We start from the raw sequence: 19683 nt of genomic DNA on the forward strand, positions 1-19683 counted from the left end.
AACAGAGGGGTCAAAGTTCAGCCGGCGTTGACACGAACAGCGCCTTCCCCGGCAGGTCAACATCCGACCATCGCAGGCCCAACAGCTCAGCCCGCCGCAGCCCGGTCGCCAGCGCCAGGACGAACAGCGATTCCAACCGGTCCCCGGTCAGCACTGACAGCAGCGTCTTGGCTTTCTCCGGCGTCAGCGCACGTCGCTCGGTCCGGCCGAGAGCCGGCGGCTTGGCGGCCTTGGCGACGTTGCGCGGCACCAGGTCCATCCGCTCGGCATCGGCCAGGGCCACCCGCAGCACCGCGTGCACCTTGATGATGCTGGCCGGCGCGAGCTTGCCCCGCAGACCGGTGAGGAACCGCTGCACGTCCCGAGGCGTCAGCCGGTCGAGCTTCACCCGGCCCAGGCCCGGCAACAGGTGCTTACTCAGGGCCAGGCGGTAGCGCACCAGCGTCGACGGCCGGGTGCCATCGTGCGCCTTCACGTCCCGCAGCCACTCGGTCAACCAGGCTTCCAGCGTCCGAGGCTGCGCAGTGAGGTCGACCCCGAGCTGAAGTTGGCGCCGCAGATCGTCCCGCTTCCGGACCGCCTCAGCCTCGCTCTTGGCATAGACGTGCTTCCGCTTTCGCTTCCCGTCGATCCACCCGAGGTCGACCACCGCAGCCCACACTCCCGGCCGCTGCTCGTACACCGAGCCCTCACCATGAGCACGACGCCGCTGGCCGGTCATGTCGCGAACTCCTCATCTGCCGACAGGAACTGGTCGATTGCCGTGACCGGTATCAGCCGAGCACGGCCCGCCTTTATCGACCGCAGGCGACCGGATCGCATGAGGACGTAGATGGTGTCTCGACAGACGCCGAGCAGGGCCGCAGCCTCAGCCGGGCGGACGCTCTTCTTCTCGCTCATGCTGCGGTCCCTTCCTGTTCTGCGGACTGACGTGAGGTGGTTGCGGCAGATCCGGAAGGCGGTGCCGGCGACGCGAGGGGCCGCGAGGTGAGGGACAATGCGCCGATGGACGATCACCGGCGCTGCCGTCTCTCCGTCAGCGACGGCGAGTTGGAGCTTGCCGGTCCGCTGGCTGCCCTCCGCGCCCTCGGCCGGCTGCTACGCCAACATCCTGAGCCCTTTGAGGTGGCGATCACCGGCGGGGTCGTCAGTCAAGAGGCGACCGCCGGCCCGCTGCTTGTCAGTCTGCAAGGCGGGACCACGCTGCATTTCTCCGGTGGTCGCGAGTATCTCGACATCCTCTGGGACGGGCTCGATGGAGTGGCTGAGCAAGCCGAGACCGCCGATGACCGGGCAGTCCGCCGGCATCAGCACATCGAGTACCTTCCTGGGGACGACTACCGGTCGCCGGACTCAGTTCCATTGGTCATCGTGGCCGACTGGCCAGACGCGCCTTAGCCAGATAACGCACTGATCTCGGCAGATCCGTACGTCCCGACGCCCACTGGTGCGCCCCTGGGCTCATCGAGCTGTCGCGCATCACGTGGCGGAGATGTGTCGCGCATCAGTTGTCGGATGACAAACCCTTGCGGTCTGCGTTGCCGAATTCCGCTCTATCAGATCAAGCGCGCTCCGCGCGGCGCGGGCCGGGGCGGAAAAGTCAGCCGGCCCGAACCCCACGCCCCGCCCCGCGCGTCACTTCTGGGTCAGTGAGGTGACCCGGTGACGAGTCCCTGATAACGACCAGGGCCAGGCGGACAAGCTCTCACCCGTTCCCGACGATCCAGAGACCCACGAAGAGCAGGGCTACCACGGGTGGACGAAGTTGCCGAACGACCGCGGTTGGCCGCTGGAGACCCAAGGAGGGAAGGGGTGAGGTGGTTGGAGGGGGTGTGGGGTGAGTGAGGGGACCGGGTTAGAGCTGTGCCTCCGGCGGGGGCCAGACGACTCCAAGATGGAGTTGCCGAACGGTTCCGGTGGGTGGGTGGTTGAGGTGGGATGCCATCCCGCCAGCCACCGACCCAGGCAAGCCGAGCAGACCAGGGCCAGGGCGACAAGGTCGTACGTCCGGTGGGGCGCTCCACCTTGTCGCCCTGGCCCTGGCCCGCTCCACGGTGTGTGGGTCGGCGGCAGACGGGATGGCAGTCGGGAATCCTTGATGCCGTGCGTGCCCGAGCGTTACTGGTTCTAGCTCAGCTTTGCGATTCGCCGGAATTAGGCTTGACTGAGCGGGATGCTGAGAAGGCGTCAAGCAGGGGAAGGTATTCGTGAACAATTAGCTTACGGTACCCGGAACTGCTTCTCCTTTCTTGGAGTTCGGCGATTCTCGTGGGCGTAAAGCCAACTCGCTCAAGGAACAGGCACTCCAGCAGGTGGAGCAGCACTTCGGTGGCAACCTCCGGTGCTCTCGTGTCCCCTACGAACTGCTCCGCATCCTCTAAGCCGTGACTCGCTACATGCCGGAGCCGGGCTATCCTTTGTTCCCAAGCGTGCTCACCTACCAAGGCTTCCATTGCCACGCTGACACGTTCCGCAAGTCGCGTCATGCGAGCGTCAAGTGAAGCCTCTCGCGGCCTCAACAAGGATTCTTTTACTTTGCTTCTGACGACCTTATTGAAATGCGCCTCCTTCAGCGCCTCGTTTACCCTTTCCGCCAGCTCAGTGTCCGGCGTGAAGGGTGCAGCAGGATAAAGAATGCGATCCAGCGCCTCTACCGCTTGCACAGAATTTGCGAAGCGCGCAAGTGGCCAAAACAGCTTCGAGCTTGCAAGGCTTGCCCAGAGCTCGATTGGATAAGCCCACTCATCGGTAATATCGAAGAAGTGTGGGGCCTGCGTCTTCCAATCAAGGTCGCCCAAGTTGAACAGCAAGTCGTGGATGCTTAGCGGCTTGGTATCCTGCGAGCTCTTCCCGACTCGCATGATCACCCATCGGTCACCTGGATGGCGCTCACCCTTGACCACCCACTCCGAAGAGGTGCATCGCACCTCCAGGACTCCGCAATCTCTTCCGGTAGCAGCAGTCATCATCAGCAGGAGACTGCGAATGTGCCGCTTGGCAAAATCTTCGAAGGAAACTTCCTTGTCGAACTTCAGCTTGAACTTCGACCGTGATTGCAACGAGAGGTTGGATCCCTGTGGGTGGTAAGCGGAGGCGTCCTCAACGGAAATTTCCCCGCCCGGAATTTCAGCAATTTCGGTTTGGAGTGGAGTGTAGGTGAAGGTGGAAGGGAACCCGCTCTTCCGAAGGGCTGAAGGGCGAAAGCTATCGTAGTTGTCCCAAAGATCTTGATTCTCAACGCGCACCGTCGCATCGGTTAGGCAGAGTTCTCCATGGTTCAGCCTAATGCCCTCTACCGCAACCCACGGGCGCAGCGTTGTGTTGACGTGTCTGCTAGTAAGGCTGGCCTTTCGGCCGATGGCCCGCGAGTTGATCAGCGTTACAGGCAAGCCAAAGGCGGCACCATGAATTAGCGGGTACTCGATATCTTCGTTTGAGAATAGGTCCTCCAGGCCCTGATTCGGTAGGGCGCGGTGAAGCTCCACCCTGACCTGTCCATTCTCTGTCACCTCATATGTGCCCGGGACGGCATCCTCAGGGTTCATATCAGGGAGCCACCACTCCGCCGTGCGCTTCTCCCCGCGCTCCACGAAAGCTCACTCCTAATTAGGTGATGGTTGAGGCGGTCTGCTCTTTCTTGGGGGTTAAGGAACCCGTTAAGGGGCAGGGTGAAGGCGATTACCGATTCCTCGGACCCTGACCCTGTGAAGCCAGATATTGCCTTCCTTGTCTGAGGCTAGCGCCGCTCGCTAATCTTGTACACGTTGTCCGCTCTGCTGCGCGTCGGTGTCGGGGCCTTCTTTTGAGACCAGATTTGGCTTGCCAAAACGCGCCGAATGTAAATTGCGGGCCAATAGCCAGTTGCGGCAGACATCTCGCTTAGGCGGAGTCCATCTCCGAAGACCGCTTCGGACATGCGCGCCACCAACCGCGGACGTTCCACATCTCTGTCCTCGTGGCCGGGTTCCTGTTCCCGCCACCTCAGACCAGTGCGAGGATCCTTACGGTTCGACAACTGTTTGTAGAAGTTCAGTCGCCTGTCCTCGTCTATAAGGCCGGTCCGCCATGCATGTTCAATGATGCTCGCCAGCGACATACCGTACTGCGCCTTAATTGGCATGATGCTGTTGAGCGTCGCCGCCCGAGGCCACAACTCTTTAAGAACTCCCGATGGGAGCATGAAGCTCCGAGCAAAGTCGAACGCTTCCTGCTCTGCCTGCTTGTCTTCGGGGGCCCCATTGCGATGTAGCACCAAGTGGCCCAATTCATGCGCTACCGAGAACCTGGTTCGCTCCCAGGAGTCCATTACACGGACTACGGTAAGCGGCCATTCGGTTAGGTCGCCCCAAGTTCGGCCAACCCAACAGCTAACAGCATCGTGCTTGGCGATATCCGCTTCGATCTGTAGCGCAATGATTGGTATTCCATTGCGTTCCATGACGCGCATTAGGTGTGGGATAGGAGAGGCTTCGTCCAGCCCGAATCGTCGGCGCGTTGCTTGAGCGGCGCTGTCGGCGTCTTCGAAATCCATACGAGCGGGCAAGGCTAGGGAAGGGATTTTCACCTTGGATGTGGTTGCCATCAGCATCTCGCCAGCGAGCCTCAGCCAAGTGTGTAGCTGCTCTTCTTCCCTCTTCGGCATTGTTCTTCGAGCGCGAAAGAGAGTTGACCCTGGCTTGACGTATGCTACCGCTTCATAGGAAAAGAAGTCGAGCGGAAAGGCTAGGCATTCCGCCAGCCTTTCCGCTGTGTCCTCATTAACTTCAGTATAGGCAGCGCGTTCCAAGCGGGTCAGCTGGGATGGAGCTATACCCGCTCGGTCGGCTACGTCTTTAGAAAGCAGAGATTGAACTACGCGTGCATCCCTTAGCCGTTCGCCATAAATGCGAACCTTCATGCGGTATCAATATCCTCCGTTCCGGTTCGGTCGTCCACCGAATTGACCACATCGGCCAAATCGTCGTCGTCATTGGAGGATCCAGCGGGCGGCGCGTAGGACTTCGCAGCCGGCGGAGGAAGCGGTGCCTCCTCGAAGATCACCCACTCCTTCTTGTTCCACGACGCCGCATCCACCCGTGCCAGCACAATGGTGCGCAACTGCTGCTGCTGCTCGTCCGGTTCCCAGAGGATCGCGAGCTCGCCCGGACGGAAGCCGGCGAACATCTCCAGCTGTGGCATGTTGCTCAGGACGAGGGAGTTCGGGTTGCGCTTGCGGACCCGTGCCACGTCGCCTCCGTGAGCAGAGAAGATCAGCCTGACCGCATCAAACTGGATGACCTTCAAGGCGAGCCCCGTGTCGGCCAGGTCCGCTCGCAGCTGAGGGCCCAGACCGCGACGCACCACCGGTGCCAACACGTGGCCAGGATGCTCGCCGGCGTCGGCAGCGTTGACCTCATCCAGGGCCCCGGCAGCGAGGCTGACCTTGTCGAGGATGGCGCGGTGGAGGATGGCGAGGCCGGCTTCGTACAGCTCGACCACATCAGCCACGGGCAGGACCAGGAGTGAAGTCACGGTGTGAATTTTGACGGCACTTCTTCACCTCGGTCAAGCTGAGCATCCTTCACCGGCGTGTCGCGGACGATGAGGGTGCAGGTTAGAACGCCCGTTCTAGAAGGTCAAGATCCATATGGCCGCGAGGATCTTGCGCTAGTCCGAGCACGGGAGCTGTCGGCGACGGTCGACGCCCTAGGAGTTGGCTGTACAGCCATTCGTACAGCCAAGCCCGTGGGCGGACCGCGACGGCGATCGGCAGCAACAGGCAGTCCGAGCAGGTCAGCAGCAGTGGCAGACGCCGGCCGACACCAGGCTTGATCTTTGCAAGGCATGGGTTAGGGGTTCGAGTCCCCTGGGCTCCACCACATCATTTCGCCTGATTACCAGCGGCTGTTTCGAGTGCCGCCTGGGCGGTCGGCTTCCATCGATCAGCGAAAGCCTCGGCGAACCGTTCATGATCTGATCGGCGTTGCACCCGGCCGACCTTCCGGCTGCGGTGTTGGAGCACGTGATGTCCGAGCTCGTGCAGCAGTACGTCGAACCGCATGAAGTCCCGCAACGCTACGGCCTCCGATAACGGTTGCTCGTAGAGGACGATCTCGCCTGGCACTCGGGTCCTGCCGTAGACGACGAATCCGGGCCGGAAGTCCTCGGTCTGCCGCAGCTCGAGAGCGCGCAACCCGTACCACGCCCAGGACCCGAGGGCCTTCAGCACGTCGCGAACGTCTTGTCCGCTCGCCGGGTGCGCGAACCCGGGCCGCGGTGCGTGAACGTGGATCCGCACCCGGTCGAGCCGGGGCGCCCGTCGGAGTGCCTGGCGGGAGCGGGGATCTGTTCGGAGGCTTCGGCTCACAGCGGCCATGCTCGGCGGGCGGCACTACCTACGACAACGGGTTTCTCCGCGAAGCAGCTCGACGATGACGTCGAGTCCCTCACGTAGTTCGCGCCGTACGGTTGCCTCGGCCGTCTCGCCGAAGTCGAGGCCCCCACCCAAGGGCCGGTAGAACGTCTCATCCTTGGTGGAGTCGTGGTACTCGAACACGAGCACGTCCTCACCGCGCCGCGGTACGGCCAGGGCAACCGGGCGGATCGACGCCATCCGTGGAGGTTATCGAAGTCTTTCGCGTCAGGGCGTCACGTACTGCCGGCGGGGGAACAGGCGTGCGAGGCGCGGCAGGCGTTGCGCGATCTCGGTGAGGCTGTCGCTGTCCCACGGCTGATCGTTCGGTTCCGGGTCGGCGTACGCGCGGTGACCTCGGGCGTCCAGCGCTTCGTGGAGCCCGTCACTCTGGCCGGTGGCGCGTCCGTACGCGTCGGCCGCGACGTAGGCGAGTTCCTCCCACTGTGGCCATTCCGCGTCTGCCCACTCGTCGTGACTGCGGCCGGCGAGCACACGAACGGCGGGCAGGTCGGCGAGGTTGTCCGGGTTCTGGGTGACGTGATGCCACAGGCGCTGCCCCTGGCCGATCAGCCACGGTTGGAAGTACCAGAACGTGTCGCTGCTGCAGAGGCCGTCCAGGATCTGGTTCGCCGCACCCCACATGGCGTACGTGTCGATCGGGCGGCGGGCGGCTTCCAGGTTGAGCTGGAAGTCCGCGATGTGTGCGAGGGAGAGCCGGCTGAGGTGGTGGGTCAACCAGGTCAGCCGGTAGTCCGGGTCGGTCGTCTCCTCGGCTGACCGCTCCAGGAGCGTCCAGAACTCCGCCTCGTCCACGGCGAGGACGGTAACGGAGGCGGTGCCCTACCGCTCGGTACAGAAAGTGACCCTGATCATGGACCGATCGGTACAGAAGTCTGTTACGGTCGTTGCAGAACCGAGCGGTACAAAAATTCGCTCCAGCGATCGGCCCGGGGAACGGGGCCGGCATCAACAGATGAGGAATACCGATCATGAGCTCCATCGCGACGGATGCAGGCATGTCCACCCAGGAACTGCGGGACTTCTACCTGCGGTACGTCGAGCTGGCCAACAAGCGGGAGTTCACCCGCATGGCCGACTTCGCCCACGAGGAAGTCATCATGAACGGCACCCCGGTCAAGATGGCGGACATGGTGGCGGAGTTCTACAAGCACGTGGAGGCGGTGCCGGACCTCCACTGGGAGATCCAGGACGTCGTCGTCGAAGGCGATCGGATCGCGGCCCGGCTCGTCGACACGGGTACCCCGGTCAAGGAGTGGAACGGCCTGACCCCCACCGGCAAGTCGGTGGCGTTCACGGAGACCGCCTTCTACCGGGTCCAGGACGGCAAGTTCAAGTTCATGTCGTACCTGATGGACACCGACTCGGTGCGGCGGCAGCTCGCCGGCTGACGGGGGATCCGGAAAACGCGGCGCGCCCAGCCCGATGAGGCATCGAGCTGGGCGCGCCCAGGGGAACTATGCGACGAAGCGGGAACGACGTCGGCGTCCGATGACGTAGCCGACACCGCCGAGGAGCAGAAGCGCCCCGCCGACGCCGGCCACGGTCGCGGTGTCGGCGCCGGTCACCGGCAGCCCGCCGCCCTCGCCGCCACCGGGCGCGCCGAGGCTGGCGGAGGGAGTGACGGGCGGTACGACTGTCGACGTGGCGCTGGGCGTCGCGGTCGGCGTGGTCGTGGGCTGAGACGGCGTCGGAGTCGCCGTCGGCTGGGACGCGCAGTCGAGCGCGCGAGCCTCGTACAGGCCGATGTTCAGGTAGGCGAGGTAGACCTCGACGGACGGGTCGTCGAGCACCTTCTGCGCGGCGGCCCGCACGTTGGGGCCGGCGCCCGTCATCGTCTGGCCGATCCTGACGCGCAGAGCCGTCGCCCAGCGATTCTCCAGGTTCTTGAGGTATGCGCGAAGGTCGTCAGAGGTGCCCTTCAGTCGCTCCTCGATCTCGCTCGGCAGAACGGGCAGCGATTCGGCCTGCGCTTCGTCCAGAATCCGGTAGGCCAGCAGCCGCAGCTCGGAAACGGGGGCGCTGTCGAGGTCGATTGTGACAAGTTCGCGGAAGTCCTTGTACACCTCGCGTTCGACAGTCTGGCAGGACTCGTTGAGCCCGGGCGCTGCGGTTTGCGCCGCCGCCGCCGGCGCCACCGGAATCAAAAAGGCCAGCGCCACCAGGGCACCGGCCGGAATCTTCCATTGCATGTGGACTTTCCTCCCCGTGGAGATCAAAACATGCAGATGTTACCGGCGTCGGTCCGAAAAGCAAGGGGCATTGATTGCGCTAACGACGCAGTCGATCAACTACCTCTTCTATCGATGCCACCCGGTTTGCCAGTGGGCCCGCCGGCACGTCGGTGAGGTCGAATCCGGCCTCGCGATAGGTCAGCTCGTGAATCCGTTCGAAGACGAGTGACTCCTTGAAGCTGATCCGACGCGCGGCCGTCGCCTCGACGAAGCCCTGATTCCGTACGAAGAAGACGGTTCGCTCCGCCGTCATGCGCTCGATCTCATCGAACAGCGCGGGTGGCGGCGTCAGCCCCAGGTGGCGGCACAACGCGAGCGTGCAGACGGGTGAGCGGTCGTGGAACACCACGTCGCCGCCGAACATCTCGGCTCGGCACCGACGCCTCCGCTGGAGATCCAGCACCCACTCGGCGAAGCCCGGCTCACGCCACGGCTCGGGCCGCCCGAGCGCCTGGTGCAGCGCGATCACGTCGGTCGCCGCCTCTTCCACGACGGGGTGGCCGTCGATCTCCAGGTGGCGCAGGATCGCTGTCTTACCGGAGCCGGGAGCGCCGGTGAGGATGTATCCGGGCATGACGTCCTCCGATTGCGGGCAACCCCTTGATAGGCAAGCTGTTACTTGCCTATGGTGGGTGACGTGGGCGATCTGTACCAGGCGCTGGCCGATCCCACCCGCCGCCTGATCCTCGACGAGCTGACCGAGCGCGACGGTCAGACCCTGTTCGAGATCTGCGGCCGGCTGGCCACGAAGCACCAGGTCGGTTCGTCCCGGCAGGCGATCTCCCAGCACCTCGACGTCCTGGAGGCCGCCGGCCTGATCGTCACGCGGCGGCAGGGCCGCTACAAGTTCCACCACCTCGACACCCGCCCGCTGCGGTCCATCACCGAGCGATGGCTCAGGCCCGACGCACCCACCCAGGAGAACCCATGAGAATCAACCTCACCAGCGTGTACGTCGACGACCAGGACAAGGCCCTGCGCTTCTACACCGAGGTGCTGGGCTTCGTGAAGAAGACGGACGTGCCGACCGGCGAGTACCGCTGGCTGACCGTGGTCTCGCCGGACGCCCCGGACGGCGTGGAGCTGCTGCTGGAACCCGACGCGCACCCGGCCGCCAAGGCGTTCAAGGAGGCGCTCGCGGGCGACGGGATCCCGCTGACGCAGTTCGCGGTGGACGACGTGGCCGCCGAGCACGACCGGCTGCGGGGCCTCGGCGTGCTGTTCACCCAGGAGCCGGTCGACATGGGCCCGGTGACCACCGCCGTGTTCGACGACACCTGCGGCAACCTGATCCAGATCGCACAGTACCGGTAGCGGGTCGACAATGGCCGGACCGTGGCGTAACCCGGCGCTTGCCGCCGCGGTGGCTCGCCTGGAGGACGAGATCCGGGACGCCTGGGCGCGGCTGCGCGGTGAGCTGGACGTGGCGCCGGGCTCGCCCGAGGAGAGCGAGCTGGCCTGGCTCGTCGTCGACGACCCCGGAGCGTACGACTGGCGGACCGTGGACGGCGCGGTGGACCGGCTGACCTGTCCGGACTGCGGGGCGCGGCTGACCGCCGGACCGGCGACGTGCGAGACGTGCGAGTTCCGCCACCGGATGCGGTTCGGCGCCCGGGAGCGCGACCGCCCGCACGTGCCGCCCGGCAACGAGCACGCGTTGCGCGTCGCCACGGCGGTGACCCGCAGCCGCCACCGCTACTCACCCCGGGCGCGGGTCGGCTACGAGCTGGTCCTGCCGGACCTGCTGGCCGGTGCCCTGCCCACGACTCCCCAGGCCCAGGCCGCCAAGGCACTCATCAACACGTTGACCGACGACGAGTGCGACCGGGTCGCGAGCCTCGCCGAGGTCGCGGAACTGGCGAGAGGGCGTTGACTCCGCGCGAACCCGCTGGACACGATCGGTCATCCTGGCGGCATGACGGTGTGGCGGCGCCCGTACTCGCTGGACCTGACCACCTCCGGCTTCATGGTCGTGGCGGGGCTGGCGGTCGGCTTCTTCGTGCTCATCGTGTTCGGGTTCCGCAGCGGCAGACTCCTGGAAGGGGAGGCGGTGGTCCTCGGAGTGTGGAACGCCGGCGTCCTCGCCGTCGCGGTCCGCCGCGCGATGCTCGGCGTCTGGGTGAGCCCCGTCGGCGTACGCTCGCGCTCGCTGCTCCGCACGACCACAGTGCCGTGGGCCTCGGTCGTGGAGATCCACAGCGGTACGGCTTCGATAGCGGGTCTGGACATGGGACGCGACGCGATCGTCATCGAGCGGATCGACGGCGAGCCGGTGCAGACGCCGATCCAGTCCGGCGCCATCGTCCGGCCGTTCCGCCTGGAGCTGACCCGGCTGGTCACCTGGCCGGAGCACTACGACGAGATCCTCGCGAACCTGCGGGAGTGCCACCGGAATGCCCGGCCCGCGGAGCAGCGCGGTCCGGCGAGGCCGGCGAGCCCGGCGCCGGATCCGGTCCGCGTCGGCCGTCCGGACCCGCCGGAGCAGATTCGGCGGCCCGCTCCGAGTGCCGCGCAGCGGCGTGACCTCCACGCGTTGACCAGGCAGTACGAGCGTGGGGTGCTGACCGACGCCGAGTACGCGGCCGCGTTGGCGCGTCTGCGCGGTGACGGGTAGGCGTCAGCCGAGCCGGTCGAGCAGCTCGCGGCTGCGGCTCACCACCAGCGCGGTGGCCTCGGCGTCGTACGAGGGCAGCGAACTGTCGGTGAACAGGTGCCGGTCGCCGGGGTAGACGTACAGCTCGCCGCGTTCGGGACCGACGATCGACACCAGCTCGCGCGCGGCGTCCACGTCGCCTTCGAGCCCGAAGAACGGGTCCTGTTCCATGCCGTGCACCTGCACCGCCACCCCGTCGGGCCAGGGGCCGATCGCCCACTCGCCGGTCACCGGCAGGCAGGCCTCGTAGAGCAGGGCGGCCCGGGCGCCGGCCCGGGTCTGGGCGAGCCGCTGGGCGATGGCGGCGCCCCAGGAGACGCCCGCGTAGACGAGGCCGGCGGGCAGGCCGGCGACGTACGCGTCGGCGCGCTGGTCGAGGACGTCGCCGCCGATCCGCTTGATCAGCGCGGCGCCGTCGGAGATGGTGGCCGGCCGTTCGCCGTCGAAGAAGTCGGGGACGTGGACGGTGTGCCCACCGGACCGCAGCGCGTCGGCGAGCGCGCGGACGCCGTCCGTGAGCCCTTGAATGTGGTGGAAGAGCACGATCTCGGCCATCACTACACTCCTGAGTTGTCAGACCAGAGTTATCGAACGAACCAGAATCTTAGAACGGTCGAGAAATGTCGGTCAATGAGCGAATCCCGGACTACGACCTCGACGACCTGCTCGTGGTCACCGCTCCGGAGCAGTTGCGCGCGCTCGCCGACCCGCTGCGGAGCACGCTGCTCGAACTGCTGCTGGAGCGCGCCGCCACCGTGAACGAGATGGCCCGCGCGGTCGACCGGCCGAAGAGCAGCGTGGCGTACCACGTGAACCAACTGGTGGACGCCGGTCTGCTGCGCGTGGTGCGGACCCGCCGCGTACGCGCCATCGAGGAGCGGTTCTACGGGCGGGTGGCCCGCACCTACTACGTCGGCGCGCTCAGCCGGGCCGAGGACAAACAGGTGGCGTCCCGGATCAACGGGCTCGCCGAGGCGGCAGCCGAAGCGGCTGCCGCACACGCCGCCGACGAGCTGCGGTGCACCCTCGTGCACGCGCGCATCCCGATCGAGGACGTCCGCGAGTTCTGGGCGGAGGTGCAGGCGCTGGCCCGGCGGTTCGCGCAGATCCCCCGCGCCGGCGACCAGGTGTACGGCTTTGCCGCCGGCCTCTACCCCACCGACGCGCCCACGCTCCCCGACACGGACCCCGCCACCGACAGGCGCGACTGACGGCCCCGCCACGCGACGGCAGGGTCTTGCCGGTGCGGCGAACCGGGCAGGCTAGCGTCGGAAGCGTGAGCACCGGATCCCCGCGCGTCCTGCCGGCCGAGCGCGGCATCGACGAGGCAGCCGCCGTCCTGCGCGTCGGCGGGCTGGTCGCCTTCCCCACCGAGACGGTCTACGGGCTGGGCGCCAACGCGCTCGACGCCCGGGCCGCCGCGCGGATCTTCGAGGCGAAGGCCCGGCCCGGCTTCGACCCGCTGATCAGCCACCTGGCCGACGCCGCCGACCTGGCCGCGCTGGTGGGCGAGGTACCCGCGGTGGTGGCTGAGCTGGCGAAGCGGTTCTGGCCGGGCCCGCTCACCCTGATCGTGGACCGCCCGGAGATCATCCCGCCGATCGTCACCTCCGGCCTGGACACGATGGCGGTACGCGTACCGGACGAGCCGTCGGCGCGGGCGCTGATCGCGGCGGCGGGCGTGCCGGTGGCGGCGCCGAGCGCGAACCGGTTCGGCCAGCTCAGCCCCACCCGGGCCGAGCACGTGGTGGCCGGGCTGGGCGGCGCCGTGGACGTGGTGCTCGACGGCGGGCCCACCCGGTGCGGCATCGAGTCGACGATCGTGGACGCGCGCGGCGACCGGCCGGTGGTGCTGCGGCTGGGCGCGCTGCCGGTGGAGGCGATCATCGAGGCGGTCGGCCCGGTCGAGGTGCGCCAGGGCAGCTCCGGTCAGCCGGTCGCGCCCGGGACGCTCGCCGCGCACTACGCGCCGCGTACCCCGTTGCGGTTGGGCGCGGCGGCCGAGCCCGGCGGCGGCCGACGGGGATTCCTGGCCTTCCGGGAGCCACCGGCGGACGGCGACTGGGCCGCGGTGGAGGTGCTGTCGCCCGACGGCGACGTGACGGCGGCGGCGGCGCGCCTGTTCGACGCGCTGCACCGGCTCGACGCAGCAGGGGTGACCGAGATCGTCGCCGAGCCGGTGCCGGAGACCGGCGTGGGCCGCGCGATAAACGACAGGCTGCGGCGGGCCGCCGCCACCTGGCACTAAGAACCGGGCTGCGGCAGGCGGTCGACCAGCTTGGTCAGCGCGCCGTTGGCGAACGTCGCGCCGAGCGCCGAGCCGGTGGCGATGGTCCAGCCCACCGGGCCGAGCGGGGTGCAGCCGAAGAAGTGGCTGACACCGGGCGTCTGCACCACCGCCACGAGCACGCCCACCGACGCGGCGGTGGCGGCGAGCACGCTGGGGCTGGTGCCGCCGGCCAGCACGGTCTGCCCGAGCTGGGTGCCGATCAGCGAGGCGAGCGCGACGGTGCTGGCGCGCCGCTGGGTTCCGGTCCACCTGGCGATCGTCCAACCGGCGGTCGCGCCCAGCGTGGTCGCCGCCGCGCGCAGCCCGATCTCCCGGGTCATGGTGACGCCGAGCGAGGAGTCCGGGCCTTCCCGCAGCAGGTGGTCGGCGCTGTCGTCGGCGGGCGGGCGGACCGCGATGGCGAGCGCCGGTGCCAGGTCGGTGAGCAGGTTGACCAGCAGGAGTTGCCGGCCCCCCAGGGCGGACCGGCCGGTCGCGGCGGCGCTGAGCACGCTGAACGCGATCTCGCCGAGGTTGCCGCCGACCAGGATGCTCAGCGCGTGCCGCACGGACGACCACATGGCGCGTCCCTCGACCAGCGTGGCGATGATCGTCTCCAGCCGGTCGTCGGTGACCACCAGGTCGGCGGCGGCGCGGGCGGCGGGAGTGCCCCGCTGACCGAGCGCGATGCCGACGTCTGCCAGCCGGATCGCCGGCGCGTCGTTCGCGCCGTCACCGGTCATCGCGACGGTGCGGTCCTGGCGCTGCAACGCCTGGATGATCCGTACCTTGTGCGCGGGCGTGCAGCGCGCCACCACGTCGGTGGCCATCAGGCGCTCGGCGAGCGCGGCGTCGTCCAGCCGGTCCAGGTCGGTGGCGGTGACGACGCGCTGACCGCCGTCGTCCGGGCTGATCGTGGCGGCGATCGCCTCGGCCGTGGCCGGATGGTCGCCGGTGATCATGACGGTGTGCACGCCCGCGGCCCGGATCCGGGCCACCGCCGGCCGGGCGCTGTCCCGCACCCCGTCGGCGAGCGTCAGGAAACCCACGAAGACAAGCCCGTTCACCTGCTCGTCGCTGACCTGCTCGGTGGAGACCCGGCACTCCGCCACGGCGAGGATGCGGTGCCCGGCACCGGCCCGCCCGGCCAGCATGGCCTGCACCTCCTCGCGCCCAGCCTCATCGAGCGGCCGGTCCCCCTCGGCGGTGCGCCGGGACGCACAGCGCGGCAGCACCGACTCGGGGGCGCCCTTCACGCTCAGCAGCAGCCCGCCGGTGCCACGGCCGACTGTGGCGCTGTAGCCCCGGGACGGCTCGAACGGCAGCCCGGCGGTGGCGGTCCACTCCGGCGCGCCGGTCCGCTCGGTCACCCCGGCGGCGTCGGCGCCGTGGCGTACCGCCCGGTCGGTCTGCTGCGGCAACTCGTCCGGGTCGTCCGCGGCCGGGGTGGCCCGCACGGCGGCGGCCAGCGTCGACCGGAGTGGTTCGTCCAGTTCGTCCAGCACGGCGTACCGGCCGTCACCGGTACCCACCCCCGCCAGCAGCAACTTCCCCTCGGTGAGCGTGCCGGTCTTGTCGAAGCAGAGCACGTCGACCCGGCCCAGTGCCTCGATGGTCCGGGGGTTGCGGACCAGGGCGCCGTGCTCGGCCAGCCGCCGCGCCGCCGCCAGCTGCGCGGCACTGACCAGGAACGGCAACCCCTCCGGCACCGACGCCACGGCCAGGTTCGCGGCGGTCGCCGCCGTCTCGGCAAGGGGTACGCCCCGAAGCAGCCCCGCCCCGGCGACAGCGATCGCCGAGGCGGCCGCCAGCGGTACGGCGCTGCTCGTCAGCTTGCCGAGCCGCGCCTCCACGCCACTGGCCGGCGGGGCCTGCCGGGCCATCGCGAGACTCCGCCCGGCCTCGGTCTCCGCACCGGTCGCCACCACCACCGCGGTGCCGTGCCCGGCGGCCACTGTGGTGCCCTCGAACAGCATCGAGTGCCGTTCGGCGACGGCCGCCGCGACCACCGGTTCCGGACTCTTCGCCACCGGCAGCGACTCGCCGGTCAACGACGACTCGTCCGCCTCCAGCCCGTCGCTCGTCAGCACCCGGCAGTCGGCCGGTACGGCGTCCCCGGAGCTGACCGTGATCACGTCGCCGCGTACCAGTTCCTCGGCGGGCACCACCCGCTCGGCGCCGTCGCGCAGCACCCGGGCGGTGACCGCCGAGCGGGACAGCAGCTCGGCCAGGGAGCGTTCGGTGTTGCGCTGGTGCACCGCCCCGACCAGCGCGGACCCGCCCACCACACCGCCGACCAGTGCCGCGTCGACGAGCGAGCCGAACGCGGCGGAGAGCACCGCACCGGCGGCCAGCACCGGGGTGAGCGGGTTGGACAGCTCCTCCACGAACGCGCGGAGCAGCCCGGCCGGGCCGTGCTCGTCGCCGACCTCGACGCGCCGGCGGCGGGCCGCCTCCTCCTCGGCCAGCCCGGACGGGCCGGTGGCGAGCTGGTCCAGGACGGTCTGCGCCGGCATCAGGTGCCAGGCGGTGAGCGCGGGCATCGGTGCGCCGGTCCGGTCCGGCAGCCGGTGCGCCCGGACCACGCCGTGCGCGAACGCGAGCGCCGCCGCGCCGTTCACCGCCGCCAGGGTCGGGCGGGGCAGCCGCCGCCGGTCGGCGGTGAACGCGGCGAGTGCGCCGAGCCCGCTGCCGGCCATCGAGATCCGGACATTCTGCTCGGTCATCCGGCGGGCCACCCCGGCGGCGTCGACGAGCAGGGCCGGTACCCGCAGGTCGTCACCGACCAGCAGGTGCGCGCCCCACGGCGGCAGGTCGTCCGGGCCGTACACGCCGAGGCCGCAGTCCGAGGCGGCCAGCGCCGACCGCTCACCGGAGACCACCATCACCACCGCGCCCTCGCGTTGCAGGTCGTGCACCGCGTCGGCGAGCCGGGCCCCACCGGGTACGAGCAGGTCGGCGAAGTCGTACCGGCCGTCGTCCGCGCCGCCGACCACGAGCCGCAGTCCCGCCTGCCGGGCGGCCGACGCCAGCGCGTCCACGCCCGGCGCGGGCTCCGGCTCGACCCTCAGGACGGCGGCGAGCCGGCCGTTCTCGGCGAGCCCGAGCAGCCGTCCACCGTCGGCGCGCAGCCGGGCGCTGTCCGGGGTGTCACCGGGATCGTCGGCGCCGAGGCGGTCCAGCGGGCCGATCCGCCAGCCCTCGGCGGCGCGTACCGCGTCCGGCTCGGCCGGGTCGAACAACGCGAACGCCCGGGCGGCGACCTGCCCGGTGTCGGCGTCGGCCAGCGGCGCGAGGTCGGCCAGGACGCCCCGGTCCGATCCGAGCACCGCCGCGTCGAGCACCACCGTGTCGATCCGGTCCAGCTCCCGCAGCACACTGCGGTCCATCGCGATCACGCCGCGCCGGGCGAGCATCCGGCCGAGCTGGGCGCCGTACCCCTCGCGGCCGGAACCGGGCGCCTTCGGCAGCGACGACAGCGCCAGCGCGGCGGCCCGCTTCGGTCCCAGCACCGGCAGCGCCGCCGCCCCGGCGACCGCGCCGGCCGGGAGCACCCGCTTGGCGTACCGCTCGGGCTGGCCGTCGGGCACCGGGCAGGGCCGCTCGCCGTCGGGCACCCGGGCCACAGCCCGCTCCGGGTCACCGGTCAGGTGCGGTTCGGCTCGCCGCCACGCGGCCAGTTGCGCGGCGCCCTCGCCCCACTGCACCACGCGCTGCGCGCCGTCGAGCACGATGCCGGCCCAGCCGCCGGTGAGACCCTGCACCACGGCCTCGGCCAGCGGGAACAGCACCTCCGCGCGCGGGTCGGCGCGGATGCCCAGGCCGGCCAGCGCGTGCAGCTTCGGGTGCAGGTCGACGGCGCCGAGCAGCCCGGCCACCTCGGCCGGGATGGGGGTGAGCGGCAGGACCCGGGTAGCAGCGGAGATGCTCAACCCGAGCACGTCGGACAGCAGCGCGCCGAACGTCCGCGCGGTACGCGGTCCGTCCTCGGGCGGCTGCGGCGGCTCGATCTCCGGGTCCGGCTCGTACGGGCAGGTCTGCTCCACGCGCGCCACAGTGGCGATCAGGTCGCGCAGCTTCGGCGCCGGATCCCCGGTCGCCACCACCACCCGGCCCGACGGCGCGTTGACCCGCGCCCAGGTCACGCCCGGCATCGACTCCAGCGCCGCCTCGACCTGGCGGGCCAGCCGGTCGCCGCCGTCCTGGCAGACGCCGTGCACCTCGATGTGGTGGCGGCCGTCCTGCGACCACACGCGGCGGCTGGTCAGCCCGGTGAGTCGGGCCAGCCGGGCCGCCGCCGTACCGACGCTGCCCGCCACCTCGCTGACCCGGGCCGGCACGGCATCAGTGGGCAGGGCCGAACCGACGGTACGCGCGACACGCGCGGCGGTCTCCGGCACGACAGTCGGAGACAGCAGGAGGCCGGCGAACCGTCCCAGCGCCATCTCGCCTCCCGGTCTCGTCCCGGCGGCCCGACTTCCCGGCGCGGCGTCCGTCATGCCACCCCGACGGCAGAAGTTTCCGGGCGTCACCCCGCTGTTCCCGCCGGACGAGACGCGCGCCACAGTTGACCTCAACCGGGGGTGAGGTCCGAGGCTGAACGCCATGACCAGCACCACTGCCGTACCGGCTGACCCACCCGTCGACCTCTGGTCTCCGCGCCTGCGGGCGATGACGGTGGGCATTGTCGCCCTGGTGTCCCTGCTCGCGTTCGAGGCGCTGGCGGTGGGCACCGCCATGCCGACAGTGGCGCGCAGCCTCGACGGGCTCGGCCTGTACGCGCTGGCGTTCGGCGGCTCGTTCGCCTCCGGCGTGGTGGCGATGGTCGCCTCCGGCATCTGGTGCGACACGCGTGGGCCGCGCCCGGCCCTGTGGCACGGGGTCGTCTGGTTCGTCGCCGGGCTGGTGGTGGCCGGTGCCGCGACGACGATGGAGGTGCTGGTCGTCGGGCGGGTGGTGCAGGGCTTCGGCTCCGGACTGGTCTCGGTGGCGCTCTACGTGGTCGTCGGTCAGGCGTACCCGGAGCAGTTGCGGCGCCGGATCTTCGCCGCGTTCGCCGCGGCCTGGGTGGTGCCGTCGCTGGTCGGCCCGGCGCTGGCCGGACTGATCGTGGAACATCTGGGCTGGCGGTGGGTGTTCCTCGCGGTGCCGGCGGTGGCGATCCCGGCGGCGTTGCTGGTCCAGCCGGGTCTGCGGGCGCTGACCGCCACCGTGGCGACCCGCCCGCCGGCGGGTGCCCTGGCCCGGATCGGCTGGGCCTGCGGGGCGGGGGCGAGCGCCGCACTGCTGCACTACGGGGGGCAGCAGCGCGGCGTGCTCGCCGTCGCCCTGATCGCCGGGGCGCTGGCCGGGCTGTTCGTCTGCGTGCCACACCTGCTGCCGGCCGGGTTCCTGCGCGCGGCGCGGGGGCTGCCGACGGTGATCGGCCTGCGCGCGCTGGCGTCGGCGGCGTTCGTGGCCGCCGAGGTGGTGATCCCGCTGATGCTGTCCCGGGAGCGCGGCTTCTCGCCCACCGGCGCCGGCCTGGTGCTGACCGTGGGGGCGCTGTCCTGGTCGGTGGGCTCGTGGATCCAGGGGCGGATCGGCTCACCCCGTTCGGCGGCCACGCTGCCCCGGGCCGGGCTGGCCTGCATCACCATCGGTACGGCGGGCGTGGCGTCGGCGCTGGTGCCCGGGCTGCCGGTGCTGCCGGCGGTGTTCTCCTGGGCTGTGGCCGGGCTCGGCATGGGCCTGCTCTATCCGTCGCTGTCGGTGCTCACGCTGGAGCAGTCCGCCCCGGCCGAGCAGGGCCGCAACAGTTCGGCGCTGCAACTGGGCGACTCGCTCGCCGCCGCGACAGTGCTGGCGCTCACCGGCGCGGTACTGGCCGCCGGCGCGTCCCCCGGCCCGGCCGGCTTCGCGACCACGCTGGCGGTGGCAGCCGCCTGCGGCCTGCTGGGCCTGCTGCTGGCCGGCCGGGTGGTGCCACGCCCTGTCGGCTGAGCGGCATAGGCTCTGCCGTCCGTCACGTTCGGTGATGCCGCCGATCGAAGGCATCACCGGAGATCGGTATGACTCCTGGTCATATTTATGACTCAGAGGTATGTCGATCGAGGTGGATGTTGTTCGCGTGGAC

Annotated in this window: 21 protein-coding genes; 9 read left to right on the forward strand and 12 right to left on the reverse strand. The window is 69.6% G+C overall.

Annotated features, from left to right (window positions below; genetic code table 11):
- Positions 1-10 precede the first annotated feature (10 nt).
- Together O7611_RS28580 and O7611_RS28585 are read right to left on the reverse strand one after the other, a co-directional pair.
- A complete protein-coding gene (locus O7611_RS28580; RefSeq protein ID WP_269697871.1) occupies positions 11-721 on the reverse strand; it encodes a tyrosine-type recombinase/integrase in 711 nt (236 codons plus the stop codon).
- The gene (locus O7611_RS28585) at positions 718-900 is read right to left on the reverse strand and encodes a helix-turn-helix domain-containing protein (protein WP_269697872.1); all 183 of its coding nucleotides are present in this window, start codon (positions 898-900) and stop codon (positions 718-720) included. Before O7611_RS28585 ends, O7611_RS28580 begins: the two co-directional genes overlap by 4 nt.
- Before the next feature lie 105 nt (positions 901-1005).
- On the opposite strand from O7611_RS28585, the gene O7611_RS28590 reads away from it, so the two are divergent.
- Complete coding sequence (locus O7611_RS28590) at positions 1006-1398, forward strand: Imm32 family immunity protein (RefSeq protein WP_269697873.1); 393 nt, start codon at positions 1006-1008, stop codon at positions 1396-1398.
- Between the two features lie 734 nt (positions 1399-2132).
- Here the strand turns inward: O7611_RS28590 and O7611_RS28595 are convergent.
- The 6 genes from O7611_RS28595 to O7611_RS28620 form a co-directional block, all read right to left on the reverse strand.
- Positions 2133-3590, reverse strand: coding sequence for a HEPN domain-containing protein (locus O7611_RS28595; RefSeq protein WP_269697874.1), 1458 nt, complete (start codon positions 3588-3590; stop codon positions 2133-2135).
- Positions 3591-3736: 146 nt separating this feature from the next.
- Positions 3737-4897: an XRE family transcriptional regulator gene (locus tag O7611_RS28600; RefSeq protein WP_269697875.1), complete on the reverse strand. Its 1161-nt coding sequence runs from the start codon at positions 4895-4897 to the stop codon at positions 3737-3739.
- On the reverse strand, positions 4894-5511 hold the full coding sequence (locus O7611_RS28605; RefSeq protein WP_269697876.1) for a hypothetical protein: 618 nt from the start codon (positions 5509-5511) through the stop codon (positions 4894-4896). Before O7611_RS28605 ends, O7611_RS28600 begins: the two co-directional genes overlap by 4 nt.
- Before the next feature lie 349 nt (positions 5512-5860).
- On the reverse strand, positions 5861-6208 hold the full coding sequence (locus tag O7611_RS28610; RefSeq protein ID WP_269697877.1) for an ImmA/IrrE family metallo-endopeptidase: 348 nt from the start codon (positions 6206-6208) through the stop codon (positions 5861-5863).
- Between the two features lie 162 nt (positions 6209-6370).
- The gene (locus O7611_RS28615; protein ID WP_269697878.1) at positions 6371-6592 is read right to left on the reverse strand and encodes an NUDIX domain-containing protein; all 222 of its coding nucleotides are present in this window, start codon (positions 6590-6592) and stop codon (positions 6371-6373) included.
- Positions 6593-6619: 27 nt separating this feature from the next.
- Positions 6620-7207: a DUF4240 domain-containing protein gene (locus O7611_RS28620; protein ID WP_269697879.1), complete on the reverse strand. Its 588-nt coding sequence runs from the start codon at positions 7205-7207 to the stop codon at positions 6620-6622.
- Positions 7208-7410: 203 nt separating this feature from the next.
- Between O7611_RS28620 and O7611_RS28625 the strand changes: the two genes are divergently transcribed.
- Positions 7411-7803, forward strand: coding sequence for an ester cyclase (locus O7611_RS28625; protein WP_194800275.1), 393 nt, complete (start codon positions 7411-7413; stop codon positions 7801-7803).
- Positions 7804-7869: 66 nt separating this feature from the next.
- Here O7611_RS28625 and O7611_RS28630 read toward each other — a convergent pair whose 3' ends face one another.
- Positions 7870-8604 carry an LPXTG cell wall anchor domain-containing protein gene (locus O7611_RS28630; RefSeq protein WP_269697880.1) on the reverse strand — a complete coding sequence of 245 codons (735 nt, stop codon included), beginning with the start codon at positions 8602-8604 and terminating at the stop codon, positions 7870-7872.
- 79 nt (positions 8605-8683) lie between these two features.
- Positions 8684-9220: an ATP-binding protein gene (locus tag O7611_RS28635; protein WP_269697881.1), complete on the reverse strand. Its 537-nt coding sequence runs from the start codon at positions 9218-9220 to the stop codon at positions 8684-8686.
- A gap of 51 nt (positions 9221-9271) precedes the next feature.
- On the opposite strand from O7611_RS28635, the gene O7611_RS28640 reads away from it, so the two are divergent.
- From O7611_RS28640 to O7611_RS28655, 4 genes are read left to right on the forward strand one after another with little or no spacing between them, the layout of a single operon-like run.
- Positions 9272-9577 carry an ArsR/SmtB family transcription factor gene (locus O7611_RS28640; RefSeq protein ID WP_194800272.1) on the forward strand — a complete coding sequence of 102 codons (306 nt, stop codon included), beginning with the start codon at positions 9272-9274 and terminating at the stop codon, positions 9575-9577.
- Positions 9574-9960, forward strand: coding sequence for a VOC family protein (locus O7611_RS28645; protein WP_013283243.1), 387 nt, complete (start codon positions 9574-9576; stop codon positions 9958-9960). Before O7611_RS28640 ends, O7611_RS28645 begins: the two co-directional genes overlap by 4 nt.
- Before the next feature lie 10 nt (positions 9961-9970).
- Complete coding sequence (locus tag O7611_RS28650) at positions 9971-10519, forward strand: hypothetical protein (protein ID WP_194800271.1); 549 nt, start codon at positions 9971-9973, stop codon at positions 10517-10519.
- 42 nt (positions 10520-10561) lie between these two features.
- Positions 10562-11260, forward strand: a complete 699-nt coding sequence (locus tag O7611_RS28655) for a PH domain-containing protein (protein WP_194800270.1) — start codon at positions 10562-10564, stop codon at positions 11258-11260.
- Positions 11261-11263: 3 nt separating this feature from the next.
- Here O7611_RS28655 and O7611_RS28660 read toward each other — a convergent pair whose 3' ends face one another.
- Entirely contained in the window at positions 11264-11854 is a 591-nt protein-coding gene (locus O7611_RS28660) for a dienelactone hydrolase family protein (RefSeq protein WP_194800269.1), read from the reverse strand.
- Between the two features lie 65 nt (positions 11855-11919).
- Between O7611_RS28660 and O7611_RS28665 the strand changes: the two genes are divergently transcribed.
- Together O7611_RS28665 and O7611_RS28670 are read left to right on the forward strand one after the other, a co-directional pair.
- Complete coding sequence (locus O7611_RS28665; protein ID WP_269697882.1) at positions 11920-12510, forward strand: winged helix-turn-helix domain-containing protein; 591 nt, start codon at positions 11920-11922, stop codon at positions 12508-12510.
- A gap of 89 nt (positions 12511-12599) precedes the next feature.
- Positions 12600-13547, forward strand: coding sequence for an L-threonylcarbamoyladenylate synthase (locus O7611_RS28670; protein WP_269698177.1), 948 nt, complete (start codon positions 12600-12602; stop codon positions 13545-13547).
- On the opposite strand, the gene O7611_RS28675 is transcribed toward O7611_RS28670, so the two are convergent.
- Complete coding sequence (locus tag O7611_RS28675; RefSeq protein ID WP_269697883.1) at positions 13544-18013, reverse strand: cation-translocating P-type ATPase; 4470 nt, start codon at positions 18011-18013, stop codon at positions 13544-13546. The two genes, O7611_RS28670 and O7611_RS28675, sit on opposite strands and share 4 nt — an antisense overlap.
- Before the next feature lie 160 nt (positions 18014-18173).
- Here O7611_RS28675 and O7611_RS28680 point away from each other — a divergent pair, with 160 nt between their 5' ends.
- A complete protein-coding gene (locus O7611_RS28680; RefSeq protein WP_269697884.1) occupies positions 18174-19550 on the forward strand; it encodes an MFS transporter in 1377 nt (458 codons plus the stop codon).
- Positions 19551-19683 lie beyond the last annotated feature (133 nt).

Origin of the sequence: Micromonospora sp. WMMC273 (assembly GCF_027460285.1) — a bacterium.
GTDB lineage: Bacteria > Actinomycetota > Actinomycetes > Mycobacteriales > Micromonosporaceae > Micromonospora > Micromonospora aurantiaca.